Genomic DNA, 15020 nt, shown 5'->3' with positions numbered 1-15020 from the left:
CGATCCGCGATACCGGATGTTCGCTTGGGGTCGAACGAGTACGCTGTACGGACGTAATCGACCAGAATCGCTCATTGAACACATCGGTCCATGAGGTGATCCAGGTAATGCGAACATTTGCCAAGTGGCTCGTTTGGCTCATCCTGGGTTTGGTTGCCGTGCTTGTGCTCGCTCTGTTGATCTTTCCGAGCCCCATCGCCGAGCACAGGTTCAACACCTATGAGCAGGCTGTCGCAAGTGGCGCATTCGAGCGACAAGCACTCCCCGAATCCCGGCCCGGGACGCTGCTGGTCAATCGCGTCCGCAGGGCCGGGGTGTATGTCGACTAGCGCCCGTATGGCCGCGCCGGCGCTGCGCGCGGCGCCGGTGCCGTGCGGAAGCCGATCAGGGCCTCCATGTATTGCACGGTACTCCTGCCGGTCGAATCGGTGACACGGACGATGATGTTGCGCGCGCCCGCCGTGGTGAAGGTATGCCGGGCACTGACCTCGCCGCTGCCGCGCGCTGCGCGCACCACGGCCGGCTGCGGTCCCAGGCCGTCGCCCCAGTCGACGGTCGCCTTGTGGCGGTCGCCGACGTTGTGGTCGCGGAAGGATAGGGTAAGCGGCAGCGGGCGGTTCAGTGCTGTCTCGGGAAAGTTGATTGGCCCCAGCACCGGCGCGTCGGTGCCGCCGCCGCCGCGGCGCAGCAGCACCAGGCCGGCGCTCGACTCGGCGACGATGTCGCCATTGGCGGCAATGGCGAGTGCGGAAGCGAGGGTCAGTCCCGCCGGCGGATTGAGCAGGCGCGTGTTCAGGTCGACGGCCGCGCCCGTGCGCGACCAGCGGTAGGCGCGGCGCTCGCCCTGGCTGGCCCAGGCGACGCCGACGCTGACGCCCGCATCGTTCAGGCTGTTTATTTCGGACACCGCGAGCGATGCGGGGTGCAGGTCGACCAGTCCGCGTGCGCGCGAGTACAGGAAGGCGCGGCTGGCGCCGTCCGGGGAAACGATGCGGCCGGCGATTTCGCCTGCCTCGTTCAGGCCGACCACCACCGCGTTCGGCCCCGGGGTGGCCACGCCCCGTGACGGGCTCCACAGGAATGCGCGCGCATCCGGCGTACCGCCATCGAGCATCCCGGCGATATCGCCACGTTCGTTGTTGTACATGGCAATGGCGCCGCGTACGCCGCCAAGGGTGCCGAGTACCGTGGGCCGGTTGGCGCTGTCCCAGCGCGCGGCGTGGTTGATGCCGCCGGCGTCGGTAACGCTGCCGACGCTGACGTTGCGCTCGTTGATGTCGAAGGCATAGCTCAGGTCGAAGCCGGGCGGCCTGGGCAGCACCGTCAAGCGGTTGGCCGCGCTCCAGCGCACCCCGCGTCCGGTGGCGGGGTCGGAACCCGTGTACGAGGCCCCGACGACGATGCCGTTGTTATTGATGGCGGGAATCCAGCTGTCGCCAGCGGCGCCGAGCGAGGGCAGGCGGGCCAGCCCCCGGGCCGCCGACCAGCGATACGGTTGCAGGTTCGTCGACCAGGGATCGTCGGGGTCGACATACCGCGACACGAAGGCCAGCTCGCCGCGGTCGTTCAGGGCGCCGAGAAACGAGACGGTGTTGCTTGGCGTGATAGGGTGGATGACACGCTGTCCATCGAAGAAGCCGACATGGGCATTGTAGTCGAGCCCGATGTACTCGAAGGCGGCCTGGCCGCTGGCGTTGATGTGGGCTACCAGGGCCTGGGACGGCACCAGATTGACGATGCCGTACACGTCGGCTGGGGCGTGGAGCGCGCCGGCGCCTTGCGCGCCGTTCGCTGGCGCCGCGGCCCTGGTGCCGTCGTCGAATCCCGCCAGGTGTGCGGCGAGTACCAGTCCGCCTGCCGCACGAAGCGTCTTGCTTCTCAGGATATGCATGTGAGCCTCTCATGGTTTTCGCGCATGCGTGGTGCATGGCGTCAGGCCAATGTAGGCAGTCGCCTGGCCGCAGAAGACGAGCTGTATCAAGGACGGGCCAGTATCGGAGTCTTCCGGCCGCATGCTCGGAAGGCGCCGTGCAGCGCCGGCAATTTCAGTCTGTAGAGGCCGCCTTGCCTGGGGCTTTGGCATAGGTGCCGCGCAGGCCCATCGGATTCTCGTCGATGCTCAGCCGGCCCTCGCTGGAAGACAGGCTCAGGGTCTTGAACGGCGCCGCCTGCAGTTCGCCCGGATTGAGCACCACGAAGCCGGCGATGCGCTTGCTGGCGCGCTCGGCCGGCACGTCGAACCAGGTCCACTCGTCCTTGCTGTCGGCACGGCGCAGGCCGGCGCGCTTCCAGGTTTCGCCCGCAGGCATCTGGGCGATCGCGTCGCCGTTCGGACCGCTGACCGCGCTGGCCTTGCGTCCGGAGGCACTTTCGAAACGGACCTCGATGCCGGCCACCGGGCCGGTCGCCGGCACGCCGACAATCGCCACCCAGATGCCCTGGCGCGGGTCTTTCTTAATCGAGAGTTCGGCTTCCGTGAAGAGCCGGAATTTCCCGGGCCGCGGAGTATGCGGGGTGAGGACGATGCGCTGGCCTTCGCGCTTCCAGGTGCCTTGCGCCGCCATGTCGGTTGCGCCGTACATCAGCACCCATTCGAATTCGCCCGACTTCTTCAGCAGCAGTTCGGAGCCGACTTCGGTCATGCCGCTCAGGTAGTAGTGGCCGATGGGGTCGTTGGCTTCGGCGGCGGTGGCGGCCATGCTGCCAAGGAGGCAGGCGCTGGCCAGGACGAGTTTAGGGATCAAGCGCATGGGGCCTCACGGTTGGGCGACGCGGACTGGAAAACGACTCTTGGTTGCAAGCTCAGCCATACTATGCCGCAGCGCGCGCTTTTGTGTCGCCATGCTGGAATAACGCTGTCAAGAGCCAAGTTCTTCACAGAAACTGTGGATAAAGTTGTGCGTCACTACTAATGTGATGAATTAAGCCTTTGATTTTAAGAAATATTTGCAGGCCGCCTCTGAATTGAGCATCCCGACTTTTTTGTTCAAGATTGATTCCTTTATGGTTCTCTAAATAGAGGAAATCAACTTAGCACCGCAGGCGGTGAGATCGTTGTCATACGCATAGGACTGTCCTGCGTGCCTGGCACCGGCACCATCCGGTTTAATGGAAAACCTTCCTTTACATTGGGGGCAGAAGGTCATGTCATCGGCCAGGGCTGCTTCCGTACCCATCACCACGGTGCCTGATGAAACCGAGATGACCTGGCCGCCGTGATCCGTCTTGTCATTCATCCGAATGACGCCACGTCCTTCATGCTTCATGTTCGTTAGCCTTTCATTGTTAAGTGCCAGGCCTGCCCGCTACGATACTCGTCGAGCAAAGCTGCTATCTGGATGTTGAAAATTACACTGAGCAAGAAACAGCGTTATTTGCGAAATAAAGTCGTCCGGCGCGGTCGCACAGACTATTTTTGCTTCGGCGTCTCCGCCTCCAGCAGATGCCACTTCAGTTCCGCACTGTCCAGCGGCAGCATCCAGTCGCGCTTCGGATCGGGAAAGGGTTGTCCAGCGGTCAGCCAGCGCTGCCGCCAGGCATGATTGACTTCCTGTTCGAGTGGATGGCCCGGCGTGAGCCATGGCTGCCACGTGCCTGTCACGGCACATTGTTTATTACCAGTGCACTCCACCTGCGGTGACGGCCACTTGACCTGACGCGACAGCCTGAGCGCGGTGCGCGGTGCGACCGCGCCGCCGTCGTTGCGCACGGTGAGCACGCGCTGCCAGACGATGCTGTTGATGGCTTTCGAACCCATGCCGTCCGGAGCGCGTGGCTGCTCGAAGGCTTCGCCCTTGCCGTAGAGGCCGGGCGCGATCTTGGCCATGAAGGTGCGCACCTCGGCCGTTTCCTGCGGCGCGGTCGGCTGCCAGTAGCCAGCGACCGGCGCCTGCAGTGCATCGGTCGTTTCCGCGAGCGGCCGAAAGGCGTAGGCGCTGTCGAGGAAGTAGCGGCCTTTTCTCAACGAAGCCTCGGTCGGTGCCGGTGTGGCTGGTGCGGGCACGACGGCCATGGCCGCCGCGAGCAGGCTTTCGCGTGTGCCGTCCCAGGGCGGCAGCACGGCAGGCGGCAGGGGGAGGATCTTGTCGAGGTTGGGAAAGCGGCGGTCAGGGTTGAAGCTGAGTGCGTCCATTAGCATGCTGTAGCGCTGGGCGCGCGCTTTGTCGATAAAGGGCACGAACATGTTTGCTAGGTCGTCGGGATTGTTGAACTCATAGCGCAAGCTGTTCGCGCACTGCTGGCAGCCACCTTTCACGCCCTCGTGCAGGGCGCGCATCACGCGCGCACGATCTTCCGAAGTCACTTCACCAAGCTCTGACCCATCTGGCGCCCTTGGTACGCGATACATATACTCAAGTTCTTCGGCAGCGGGGCCATAACCTTGGGCCAGCGCGCATTCGAACATCTTTATCGCGATCGGGATATTACCCCAATAGCCCGGTTTTAGGTTGTCTGCACCGGCATCCATTTTCTCACCCAGGAAGTGCATCGACCGTGGGTTTCCCAATGCGGCAGCCTTTTGGAAAAAGGCGTAGGCGCGGTCGTGATCGCCATATACGCCTGTGCCGTTGAGGTAATAGGTACCCATGCGATCATAAGCGGCCGGGATGCCCAGTTCGACAGCCTGTGACACTAGCATCAGCGCCGCATCCTCGCCATTGAGCGGATCGTGTCCTTCGACGTACAAACTAGCCAGGTTCAGCATCGCCTTCCAATGATGTCGCTCGGCGGCCAGCCTGGTTAGGTTGACGATCTTCTTGTAATCGCGGTCTTCGTAGAAAGTCGTACGATCTTCCAAGGCACGCGCCTCAAGGAACCAGTCATCAGCCTGAGCATCTATAGGAGGAGCCTTGCTAGCTTCGGTTTGGCATTCGAAGGAAGTAATGTGCGGATCGAAGGGAGCCAATTCTTGCAGGTATCCGGGGCGTTTTGTCTTGTCCATGTCGCAGGCTGTTAGCAAAAAGAACGTGAGCAGGATGATTGCCAGACGGAGGCAGTGCACTAGGCAAATCACAGCAAGGGTACCCATGGTTTAACCGAAGCGTATCGTCGAGCTCCGGCCATCGTCCAGTGGGACGATGAAGCCTTCCATTTGTTTCATTTTCGGTGCGGTAGACTTCGACTTCTGCTTCTCCTTATTGTTTTTCATGAGTTTTACCCAGTTGGCAAAGGTTTCCTTGATTTCCTGCGGTGTCGCATTTCCGCCGTCATTTTTTTTGGTCGCGAGCTGCGACCAGACCCGCTTTCGCAGTTCAGTTGCATGGCGTGGATCGTTGGTGGCAAGGTTGATCTCACTGTCCACCGCCATGCTGCGCTGGTTCAAATTGGCACTGCCAAGCGTGAAAAAGCCGTCGTCGACCAGCAGCAGCTTGGAATGGATGTAAATTTCGCGGTAGCGCCACTCGCGCCTCGCCTGGTTGAACTCGCATGAGTTGAGCACGGCCACGCACACCTTTAGGCCGTACAAGTCTTCGAGAAGCAGCGCGGTAGGCTTGTCGATCTTGTTTGCAGCGGAGACAACGACTTCCGTCACGAGGTTCGGCACGCTTGCCCGCCTGTCGGCAGCGTCCCCGAAGAATTGTTTCGACGCGGCCTGCTGAATCTTCGCATCCTTATTGGCCCGGTCGATCATCTTTACCTGCCCGGTCATGCCGTCCTGCTGGCCCAGCGTGGCCAGGGTGTCGTAGGTGCGCGGAACCATCTGCGCTTTCTCTGGCGCCGGAATGACGACGAAGACATGCATGATCGGTAGATCTTCCTTGCTTTTGCCGATCTTTGCGGCGTTGCGGTTCCAGCCGGCGATGACCTTCTTGCGAACCGCCAGCAGGTGTTCGGCCCAGTCCTGGTACTGGAAATACTGGTTCTCCATGTACAGGTAGCCTGTTCCAGCAGCGGCGACGCGGGTCGCGTTGAAGTAGATTTCCTTGATCGTGAAGTCATTTTCCTCGGGCTGCGTTCTGACGATCTGCACCGTCGAGTCCGCGGAGCCGGCCTTGCGCAGCAAGGCGGAGGGTGGTGTGCCGCACACGTACGGCTTCGGCGAGCCAGCGCCGGCCGCACGTTCCCAGGCCCCTTCGAAATTTTCGTGAACCGGTATCAAAGCCCGGCCGCCCTCGATGCGGCAAGCGTAGTCGCGATACGGCTTCAGGGTCTCGAAATCGAAATTGCCGTCGACGCCTTCCGCATGCTCCTGCTTCGTTTTGGCTGCGCCTTGCTCGCGCAATGGGTTCTCGACGAAATGCTCGGGAGTGTCCCAATAATCGGTCAGTGAATTCAGGCCCATGACGTAGGCGACGGCCTTCTTGCCCTTGTTATAGGCGAAGTCGATCAGGATCGGCTTTTGGTGATGGGTGCCGCCTAATGTAAAGAGCGCGCGCTCGCTGGCATCGGGTTTTCTCGTCTCCAGTTCAAGCGCATTTCCGATGCTGCTGGAATCGCCGTCGCGGGTACGGATGCGGATGCCCTCCAACCGTCCCGCGAAGGCGGCCCTGTACCAGTTGTAGCAATATTCTTCCCTTGCCATGGCTGCAAGCTTGTCGCCCGAAATGTTCCATTCCTTTTTATGGCGGTTATTCCGAGCATGCTCGCGTATTCGATCCATGCTGTGTTGGGCACTCATTTGCTGGACTTCCAGATCGCTTCGCGCGATGTGCCAAGGATTTTTTCCATGGGTATGGCCTGGCATGTGCTTTTGAATCGCGCCGCCGCTGACGCTGTACCAGACCAGCAAACGAACCCGCACGCCGCGCCTCCCCGCCGCAATCAAGAGATCGCCATAGGTTTCCGCCCGCGGCCAGACCGGTCCGTCGCGGACCAATTCCATTCCCGGATCAAATCCCCAACATACCAGGTCGATGCTCTCCTTTGCCTCCGCGATGTCCCTGGCGATGGCAGCGAAACCATCTTTTCCGCAAATATGGACGCTGAGCCTGTTGTTGTGGGTGATGGGATGGGTCGCATTTCCCTTTTTGTTCTTCTCTTCAGCAAACCACTGGATGGTAGAAGTCGCTTTGCTGCTGGCTTCGTCGATATGAACCTGTTCGGTTCGCAAGTTTTTTTCAGGGCGCATGAGGTTCCCGTTGTGTTTGCTGACAAGTCAGGAGTAAGTGCGGCCTTCCGCCGAGCCATCGAGCGAGCGCGCCCCCTGGTTCGACAGGACCTGCTCGCTATACAAGGCTTTGTCTTTTGGATCGAACTTTTCCCAGGCCTTGAGCTCGAATTTCTCGCCGTTCGCAAGTTCCACTGTATAACCCGGCGTTCCACTCGTATGCTCGATAGCGATACGACCAAGGTCGTCGGTGATGCCTTCGTCAACCTGGCTGCCGTTTTTGAAGAGGGTGTAAGGAACGTTTGAAAAAGGGCGCCCGTTTTCGGAATGGGTTTGCAGCATGAAGAGAAGCTGCTTCGGATCATCCGGCGTCTTTGGCTCTGCAATGCTGATCTTGTGCTCGGCCGATGGCTGGGGCCGATTCTGGGAAGCGAGGGTTTCGAGGTTGCCGTGAAATAGCGCCGGCTTGGGCGCGAAGACTTGCAAGCGGTCGGTAATTTCGACCATACACTCAGGGCCGTGCAAGCGAACGCCCTTTTTTCCCTTCAAATCGATCCAGTCGGTTTGGCTGATGAGCGACAGGACCTTGTTCGCGATGACCTGGATATCGTCTTCATGTGCCTGCACAGTGATCCTGCCCGATGCTGCAATCAGCTTCATGCCAGCCTTGTGGACGAAGAGGCGGAAAGTCTGTTTGATGCTCGCGAACAGGCTGTCGCCCGTTGCTATCGAGAGATGGCTGCCCGTCGTCAGGGCCGTATGTTCACCGCTCGCGATATGGGTCGATTGTGCTGAGGTCGTCTCAATCCCGGCCGGGCTTGCCAGGACGAGGTGGGGATCAGAAAGCTCAGGAAACTGTTCACCAGTGCCTTCTAAACTGTTGTTTTGTGTTTTCAGCACATCGGCCACATCATGCTGCTGTCCGCTTTCCTGGGCCAGGCCCTGCAGCGCGGCTGTCGCCTGGTTGTCGTGCAGCTTGTACGCGGCATTCAGCCGTTTCGTCGTTTCGTCCATGTCCTTGATCGGTCCGCGCGCGGAAGGCCGCGCCTCGGTGGTGATCAACAGGCCCTTGGCCGCACGGGCCACGCCGTGGCCATCGGTGCGCAGTTCCCAGCCTTCTCCGCGCGCATCCTTGCGGCCTGCGTTGTCCTCGATTCGGGAAATGTGACCAAGCGACAGCTGACTGCAAAGGTGATCGCTCTTCAGCTGCGCCTGGATCATTTCCTTCGTGTCGTCAAGGACGAGGTGGTTGCCGCGCGTTGCGCCACCGAGTTCCCGGCTGCGCAAGCCAGCGAGCGCCTGTTGTTCAGGCAACGCCCACGGCGGCATGTGATGCTGGTTGTAAAGTGCGCCGAGTACAAGCGGGTGATCGACATTCCCGTTGGGGTAGACCACGGCGACTTCCTCGCCGACGCGCGGCAAGCGGATATGGCCGAATTCGCTGCCGGCCGCAGGGCTCAATACCCGGATCCAGGGTGAGCTCTTTTCATCGTAATTGCCCAGCCGGTCCCAGTGAAGCTGCAACTTGACGCGTCCAAGGCCGTCCGTGTGGATATCGGCGCCTGCCGGCCCGACGACGATGGCAGTATGCAGCCCCGTGTAGATGCAAGGCTCGCTGTTGTAGTTGCGGCCAGGGCGCCAGCGGATGTCCTGGCGGATGCAAGTAAAGCGGTTTTCGTACTCTGACGGCTTATCTGGACCAGCTTGGTAATTATTGGAAACCTCATGGTCGGCAGACAGGATCAGGTAGTAGCGGTCCCTGATGCTGCTGCGCTGTTTGGCGTCGTATCGACGCGAATGCGATTCGGCACTGAAGTGACCGCCCAGTTTGAATGTGCGCCCAGGCAGCACGCACCGTTCGTTGCCAGCCGCCTCGAAGTACTGGGTGTCCTTCTCCGCCTCGTCCATGCGCCGCCCTGCGAGCTGTACGCCGTCGGCGTACCGACGAAAACCATAGGCGCCGGTGTCCTCGAAGATTTCGTAGGGAAAGACATCGCCTTGCCGGTTCATTGAAGCAGCTTCAACGCGTTGTGCTCCAGGGCTCTTGTAGTTAAACGAAGCGAGCGTGGTCTTGCCCGAGCCGATACGCCGGATTGCCGTCCACGCATGAATGCCATCGTCCTCGCGTGAGCCGCCCTGGTCGTGGAACGAGATCACGCAGGCTTGCTCGTCGATCGGCTTGGCGAGAAAACTGTTGTCCGAAATCATGAGCTTGTGGCCATCGAATGCATGCTCGTACCAGTAATGGAGGCCAAGCGCTTCCCAGCGCCGGTGCAGGTGGTTGTAGTCGGTCTCGTTATACTGGTTAGCAACCGTCAGTTTTGTGTCGTCGACCTTGGCCATCTGCCAGTTGGCCTGGCTGTAATGCCTTAAGGTTTCCTGGGTGATCTCGAGCACGTTCTTGTTGTGGAAGGACATGCAGTTCTTGCGCAGGCGCGCGAAGGCGAGCCAGGGCTCGAGCAGCATCCGGTAAAAGGCGAAGCCGCCGTCGCTGCGCAGGAAGCTGAATTCGGTGACATAGCCGTTGAAGTAGCGCAGCGAGCCGTCTTCACGCACCAGGGAAATGGTCGCCATTCGGCCCATCATTGTTCTCAGCGGGATGCCCGGGTCGTCCGACAGCAGCTCGACGTCGAAACGGAAACTGCGCGAGACTTCTTCATGCGCGAGCAGCTTGTCAGGCAAGAGGATTGCGGATGGCCCGTCCTTGAACGGAAAGTCGAGCCGCATGAGCCGCTTGTGTTGCGATTCGCCGCTGAATGCCGATCGCGCGGCGCCGGCCACGACTGCCTGGATTTCACCCATTAATTGCCTCCAATGGCCTTTCGCCGTAGAACACTTGGAAAGGTTCAGAGGTCACGTTATCGTGATGATGCCGCGCGTTATTTGATCAGCGTCAACGCATTTTCATGCGTTATGTCTAGCGCATATCGAGGGCGTTGTGTGGTCAGGGCGTATGATTTCGCCGCGCTGGAACTGAAGCTGGCGCACATGGCATTCCATCACGAAGACGAGAACATAACGGTGTGATGGCAGGACACAACGCAACCGTATCGATGTGGCACCGCTGCTGATTCATGTGGAAAAGCTGTCGGGCGTGGCATCCGTATCGGAGCCGGACCGGGGCAATAAGCCAACCTTCTAATAGACGTCGCGCCGATAGCGACCGTCGGCCGCCAGCTCGTCGAGCGTTTCCATGCCGAGGGCGCCTACCAGCGCCTCATGCACGCCCGCCGCCATCCCCTGCAGGCTGCCGCAGACATACACCGCCGCGCCGCGCGCGATCCAGGTGCGCAGTTCGTCGCCGCGTTCGGCCAGCACGTGCTGCACGTAGCGCGGCCCACCTTCGTCGCGCGAGAAGGCGAGGTCCAGGCGCGCCAGTTGTCCGCCATTGCGCCAGCCCAGCAGTTCGTCGCGGCACAGGAAGTCGTGCGCGGCATGGCGCTCGCCGAACACCAGCCAGTTGTCGGCCATGCCGGCGTCGATGCGCGCCTTCAGGTGGGCGCGCAGGCCGGCCAGGCCGGTGCCGTTGCCGACCAGGATCAGCGGACGCGCCGTGTTCTCGCCCAGGCGGAAGCGCGCATGGGTACGCACGCGCAGGGCCACCGTGTCGTCAAACGTGGCATCCAGGCAGAGCCAGCCCGACGCGGCGCCGGCGCTGCCGTCTTCATGGCGCTGCAGGCGCACCAGCAGTTCCAGCTTGCCTTCGCTCGGGATCGAGGCGATCGAATACTCGCGCGGCAGGTCCGGGTCGCGCGGTGCGCACACTTGTACCAGGTCGCCGGCTTCCCAGTCGGGCAGGGCGCCCGCGCGCGGCGCCAGGGCGAGGCGGTACAGGGGCGCACCGATGCTGCCCGGGTTCAATTGCGTGCGTTCCAGGATGCGCCACTGCCCGTAGGCCGGCGCTTCCCAGTCGGGCGCGTCGCTGGTGCCGGCCAGATGGCTGAGCTGGTGCTGCCAGCTGGCGATCGCCTCGCCGTTGACGCGGTCGACCTCGATGCGTTCGAACAGCGGGGTGGCGCCGCGCGCGCCCAGCCAGGCGTCGAGGGCGCGGCCGAAGCCGCAATAATTCGTGTAGCTGCTGTCGCCCAGGGCCAGCACGCCGTAGTGCAATTGCGAGAGGTCGGCGTCGCTGCCCATCGTCACGCCGGCAAAGCGCGCGGCGGAGTCGGGGGCGTCGCCTTCGCCGTAGGTGCTGGCGATGAACAGGGCGCGCGTGGCGCCGGTGAAGGCCGCCGGATCGAGGCTGGAGATGCACACGGCGCGCGCCTGCAGGCCGCCGGTGTTCAGGGTGGCGGCGGTCTGCTGGGCCAGGTATTCGGCATTGCCGGTCTGGCTGGCATACACCACCAGCCAGTCGCCTTCTTCGAGCGCAGGCGCGGGCACGGCTTTCGGGCGGCGCAGCAGGGTGGCGCACAGGCCGCCATAGGCAGCCAGCAGGGCCAGGGCACTGCCCCAGCGCATGGGATCGATGGTCATCATTGCAGCATGGCGCGCCAGGCGCTCGTGGTGATTTCTTCCAGGCCCGGGTGGTAAGAGCGGCGCAGCAGCAGGCGCGCGGCCAGGCCGCGTTCCTCGGCAAAGGTGAGGCCGGCCTCGGCGCCGAGCACGGTGATAGTGGTGGAGAGGGCGTCGGCGGCCATGCAGGTGGAAGCAAGCACGGTGGCCGAGGCGATGTCGTTGGCGATCGGGTAGCCAGTGCGCGGGTCGAGCGTGTGCGAGGCGCGGCGATTGCCCTGCTGAAAATAGCGCCGGTAGTCGCCCGAGGTGGCCACCGCCAGGCCGTGCAGGGCGGCCACGGTTTCCACGCTGCTTGCGCCCGGCACGCCTTCCAGGGTCACCCACCAAGGCTGGCCGTCGGGCTTGGTGCCGGCGCCGCGCAGCTCGCCGCCGATCTCGACCACGTAATGGCGCACGCCGTGCTGTTCCAGGCAAAACGCCAGGCGATCGACGGCGTAACCTTTCGCCACCGACGACAGGTCGAGCAGGGCGCCGCCCGGCTGCAGCAGACGCGCGGCGGCACGGTCGAATTCCGGGTGCAGGCTGGCGCGCTGGGCCAGCACCTCCTGCACGGCGGCCGGCGCCGGGGCATAGAAGCCGGCCTGGTCGTAGCGGCGCTCGGGGCCGAAGCCCCACAGATTGACCAGGGTGCCGGCGAAAGGGTCATAGGCGCCGCCGCTGGCCTCGAGCACGCCGAGGGCGTAGTCGAGCACTTCGGCAAAGCGCGGCGGGATGTCGGTCCAGCTGCCGGCCGGGGCGCGGTTGTAGCGGCCCAGCGTCGACTCCGGCAGCCAGTGGCTCATTTCGTCCACGATGCCGTCGAGTTCGGCCTGCATCCGCTCGCCCAGCTTGCTGCGCACGCCGGCGGGCAGCATCAGCCGCGCCGACCAACTTGTGCCCATGGTCGAGCCGGCCGCTTCGAACAGGGTGCTGGCGGCGGGAGGCGGGCTGGGGTCGATGTCGAGGGGAACGAGGACGTGGCGCATTCGTGGCAGGAAAACCGGGCGCGGCGGCGCCCGGTGCAGCATGGTGGATGTACTCGGGCAGGCTTATTCCGGCAAGATTTCGAGCGAGCCGGTATAGGCCGAGCGGCGGGTCTCCGGTGCGTCCGATGGCGGCGCGCCCTTGGCCGGTGCCGGCGGATACACGGCATTTACCCAGTACATGTTCGGGGCCGGCAGCTTGATGGTGGCTTCGCCGTTGGCGTCGGTGGTGTGGCGCACTTCGCCCAGCACGCCGCGGTAGCGCACGCCGCCCGGCACCATGCTGAAGTCCAGCTTCGGCAGCGGCTTGCCGTCGAGCAGGAAACGCACGCGCAGGGTTTCGCCGCTGCGCAAATCGTTCGGATTCGAGAGCGGAATCATCTCCAGGCCGGCATTCGTGGGTTTGAGCGCGCCATCGCTGGTTTTATTCGCCGAGACAAAGGTCTCGATGCGCTGGTTGGTGATGGTCTTCTTTACCTCGGTGGCGCCGGCCGGCAACTGCTTGTTGAAGTCGGCCTCGCTGCCGCGGAAGCGCTTCACCTCGTTGCCGACCTTGTAGCTGCCCATCACGTTGGTGCTGACCAGGGCGATGCGGTAGGTGCCGTCCTGCGGCAGCGGGATGTCGACGCTGGTGCGCATCTTGCCCATCACGGCTTCGGGCGCCGGCGCGGTGGTGCCGTCCGGGGCGGTGACGCTCAGGCCGTTCATGCGCAGCGGCATGTGGTCGACGTCGAACAGGCCATCGGAAATGGCGCCGTCCACGGTCACCCAGGCGTTCTTGCTTTCGACCATGGTCGAGGTCGGCACCATCCAGGGACGGTGGGCGCTGGCGGCGCCGGCGGTGGCGGCCAGGATCAGGGCGAGGACGCCGTGCTTGATCAGGTTGGTTTGCATGTTCGACTCCGTTTTATTTATTTGATTTCGATGGACACCGCGCCCAGCTCTTCCTTGCCGCTGGCGCTGGCCGCGACCTTGCCTTTGGCCGGCAGGGTGAAGGGCACGCGCACCAGTTCGCGGCCGCCCGCCTCGCGCGCCGCCTCGATGACCAGCTTGTAGTCGCCGGCGGGGAGCTTGTCAATGCCGGTACGGGCAGGGCCGAAGCTCATGGTGTGGCTGCCGGCGGCGCGGGTGGCGCCGGAGACGCCGTCGATCGGCAGGGTGGCTTCGCGGCCGGCCTTGCGCCACCAGGTGCGCATGTCTTTCACCCACTTCTCGCCGGCATTGTCTTTCTTCTTGACGTCGTACAGCACAGCAAGAGTAGAAGCAACAGTCTGGTCAGCGCGCTCGATCCAGATCGCGACATACGGCTTGTGGTACTCGGCCACGTTCATTTGCGGCAGTTCGAACTTGACGGACAGGTCGGCAGCCACCGCGCCGCTGGAGATCAGCGGCAGGGACAGGGCGGCGAGCGATGGGGACAGTTTCATGCAGTGCCTTCTTATATAAGTAGGTGAATTAATGAACGTTTTTAATTAATGGACGAACAGCAGCGCGAGGACGATGGGCAGGACGATGCCGAAGCCGATCACGGGCCAGGTCGACGGCCGGTTGGCTGCGTGGTACTTCAGGATCAGGAAACCGGTGATGCAAAAGACGATGCAGGCAATCGCGAAGATGTCGATGAACCAGCTCCACACGGCGCCGGTGTTGCGGCCCTTGTGCATGTCGTTCAGCCACGAGATCCAGCCGCGGTCGGTCTTCTCGTATTCGGCTTTGCCATCGACGCCGATGCGCAGCCAGGCGTCGCCGCCGGGGCGGGGCAGGGCGACGTAGCCGTCCTCCTCGCTCCACTCGGCCGCTTTGCCGCGCAGGTCGACCGGGAAGGCGCCGTTCGCCCATTCGGCCAGTTTCGCCGGGACCGGCGCCTCGGCGTCGGCGTGCTGCTCGGCATAGGCCTGCAGTTCGGGCAGCAGGGCGGCCGGCACCGTGCCGGACAGGCGGGTAACCTGGGGCTTGGATTCGATCTGGGCCGCGTGGTTCAGGGTAAAGCCGGTAATGCTGAACAGGAGCATGGCCATCAGGCAGATGGCCGAACTGATCCAGTGCCACTGGTGCAATTGTTTTAGCCAGAGCGCGCGCTTTGCGCCGGGTAGGGCGGCGGGTGCGGTTGCGGTGCGCGGCGGATTCTGGACGGACATGCAAGTTTCCTGTTGAGTGAACGATGCAAATGATAACGATTATCATTTAGACGGTCAACAGGAAAGGCGGAAACGCCGTAGGGTGGACCGGGCCACGAGAGGCGGCTTCGCCGTCCACGCGTTCAGCCAGAGCATGCAATGTCGGGGCGCAAGCAGGAATTTGGACGCGTGGACGGCAGAGCCGTCCACCCTACCGCCATATCGGCCCGACATGTCACAAAAAGTAAGAGTGGCGCCTATGCCACCCGGATGTTGCGTTACAATACCTGCCGCTATTGTGCCAAGTCAGCGAAGTTAACTATCTCTGTCGCAACAACAGTCCTTCCCCCACAACTTGATGTCTTGTAAGTGCGA

General features: G+C 62.7%; 12 protein-coding genes. 1 reads left to right on the top strand and 11 read right to left on the bottom strand.

What is annotated here, in order from left to right; all coding sequences use genetic code 11:
- Positions 1–74 precede the first annotated feature (74 nt).
- Positions 75–329 carry a hypothetical protein gene (locus ACWYRN_RS02095; RefSeq protein WP_488690919.1) on the top strand — a complete coding sequence of 85 codons (255 nt, stop codon included), beginning with the start codon at positions 75–77 and terminating at the stop codon, positions 327–329.
- On the opposite strand, the gene ACWYRN_RS02090 is transcribed toward ACWYRN_RS02095, so the two are convergent.
- The 11 genes from ACWYRN_RS02090 to ACWYRN_RS02040 form a co-directional block, all read right to left on the bottom strand.
- The gene (locus ACWYRN_RS02090; RefSeq protein WP_488690918.1) at positions 326–1891 is read right to left on the bottom strand and encodes a hypothetical protein; all 1566 of its coding nucleotides are present in this window, start codon (positions 1889–1891) and stop codon (positions 326–328) included. The two genes, ACWYRN_RS02095 and ACWYRN_RS02090, sit on opposite strands and share 4 nt — an antisense overlap.
- Positions 1892–2045: 154 nt before the next feature.
- Positions 2046–2750, bottom strand: coding sequence for a hypothetical protein (locus ACWYRN_RS02085; RefSeq protein WP_488690917.1), 705 nt, complete (start codon positions 2748–2750; stop codon positions 2046–2048).
- 261 nt (positions 2751–3011) lie between these two features.
- Positions 3012–3266: a PAAR domain-containing protein gene (locus ACWYRN_RS02080; protein ID WP_488690916.1), complete on the bottom strand. Its 255-nt coding sequence runs from the start codon at positions 3264–3266 to the stop codon at positions 3012–3014.
- Positions 3267–3409: 143 nt separating this feature from the next.
- On the bottom strand, positions 3410–5029 hold the full coding sequence (locus ACWYRN_RS02075; protein WP_488690915.1) for a tetratricopeptide repeat protein: 1620 nt from the start codon (positions 5027–5029) through the stop codon (positions 3410–3412).
- Positions 5030–5032: 3 nt separating this feature from the next.
- Positions 5033–7069, bottom strand: a complete 2037-nt coding sequence (locus tag ACWYRN_RS02070) for a phospholipase D-like domain-containing protein (RefSeq protein ID WP_488690914.1) — start codon at positions 7067–7069, stop codon at positions 5033–5035.
- A gap of 27 nt (positions 7070–7096) precedes the next feature.
- A complete protein-coding gene (locus ACWYRN_RS02065) occupies positions 7097–9850 on the bottom strand; it encodes a type VI secretion system Vgr family protein (protein ID WP_488690913.1) in 2754 nt (917 codons plus the stop codon).
- A 336-nt stretch (positions 9851–10186) separates the two neighbouring features.
- The gene (locus tag ACWYRN_RS02060) at positions 10187–11527 is read right to left on the bottom strand and encodes a sulfite reductase subunit alpha (protein WP_488690912.1); all 1341 of its coding nucleotides are present in this window, start codon (positions 11525–11527) and stop codon (positions 10187–10189) included.
- A complete protein-coding gene (locus ACWYRN_RS02055) occupies positions 11524–12531 on the bottom strand; it encodes an FAD:protein FMN transferase (protein ID WP_488690911.1) in 1008 nt (335 codons plus the stop codon). The genes ACWYRN_RS02060 and ACWYRN_RS02055 overlap by 4 nt, the downstream gene beginning before the upstream one ends.
- Before the next feature lie 63 nt (positions 12532–12594).
- On the bottom strand, positions 12595–13422 hold the full coding sequence (locus ACWYRN_RS02050; RefSeq protein WP_488690910.1) for a DUF4198 domain-containing protein: 828 nt from the start codon (positions 13420–13422) through the stop codon (positions 12595–12597).
- Between the two features lie 17 nt (positions 13423–13439).
- The gene (locus ACWYRN_RS02045; RefSeq protein WP_488690909.1) at positions 13440–13955 is read right to left on the bottom strand and encodes a DUF2271 domain-containing protein; all 516 of its coding nucleotides are present in this window, start codon (positions 13953–13955) and stop codon (positions 13440–13442) included.
- A gap of 45 nt (positions 13956–14000) precedes the next feature.
- Positions 14001–14666 (bottom strand): PepSY-associated TM helix domain-containing protein, encoded by a 666-nt coding sequence (locus ACWYRN_RS02040; RefSeq protein WP_488690908.1) that lies wholly within the window; start codon positions 14664–14666, stop codon positions 14001–14003.
- Positions 14667–15020: the final 354 nt, after the last annotated feature.

Source organism: Massilia sp. BAP21 (assembly GCF_057801335.1).
Note: the sequence above shows the minus strand (reverse complement) of the source record. Positions and strands in the feature narration are given on the sequence as shown.

Coding starts and splice junctions, on each gene's coding strand:
- ACWYRN_RS02060 (WP_488690912.1), bottom strand. CDS start 11,527: ATGATGACCATCGATCCCATGCGCTGGGGCAGTGCCCTGGCCCTGCTG.
- ACWYRN_RS02040 (WP_488690908.1), bottom strand. CDS start 14,666: ATGTCCGTCCAGAATCCGCCGCGCACCGCAACCGCACCCGCCGCCCTA.
- ACWYRN_RS02070 (WP_488690914.1), bottom strand. CDS start 7,069: ATGCGCCCTGAAAAAAACTTGCGAACCGAACAGGTTCATATCGACGAA.
- ACWYRN_RS02055 (WP_488690911.1), bottom strand. CDS start 12,531: ATGCGCCACGTCCTCGTTCCCCTCGACATCGACCCCAGCCCGCCTCCC.
- ACWYRN_RS02080 (WP_488690916.1), bottom strand. CDS start 3,266: ATGAAGCATGAAGGACGTGGCGTCATTCGGATGAATGACAAGACGGAT.
- ACWYRN_RS02085 (WP_488690917.1), bottom strand. CDS start 2,750: ATGCGCTTGATCCCTAAACTCGTCCTGGCCAGCGCCTGCCTCCTTGGC.
- ACWYRN_RS02065 (WP_488690913.1), bottom strand. CDS start 9,850: ATGGGTGAAATCCAGGCAGTCGTGGCCGGCGCCGCGCGATCGGCATTC.
- ACWYRN_RS02075 (WP_488690915.1), bottom strand. CDS start 5,029: ATGGGTACCCTTGCTGTGATTTGCCTAGTGCACTGCCTCCGTCTGGCA.
- ACWYRN_RS02045 (WP_488690909.1), bottom strand. CDS start 13,955: ATGAAACTGTCCCCATCGCTCGCCGCCCTGTCCCTGCCGCTGATCTCC.
- ACWYRN_RS02090 (WP_488690918.1), bottom strand. CDS start 1,891: ATGCATATCCTGAGAAGCAAGACGCTTCGTGCGGCAGGCGGACTGGTA.
- ACWYRN_RS02050 (WP_488690910.1), bottom strand. CDS start 13,422: ATGCAAACCAACCTGATCAAGCACGGCGTCCTCGCCCTGATCCTGGCC.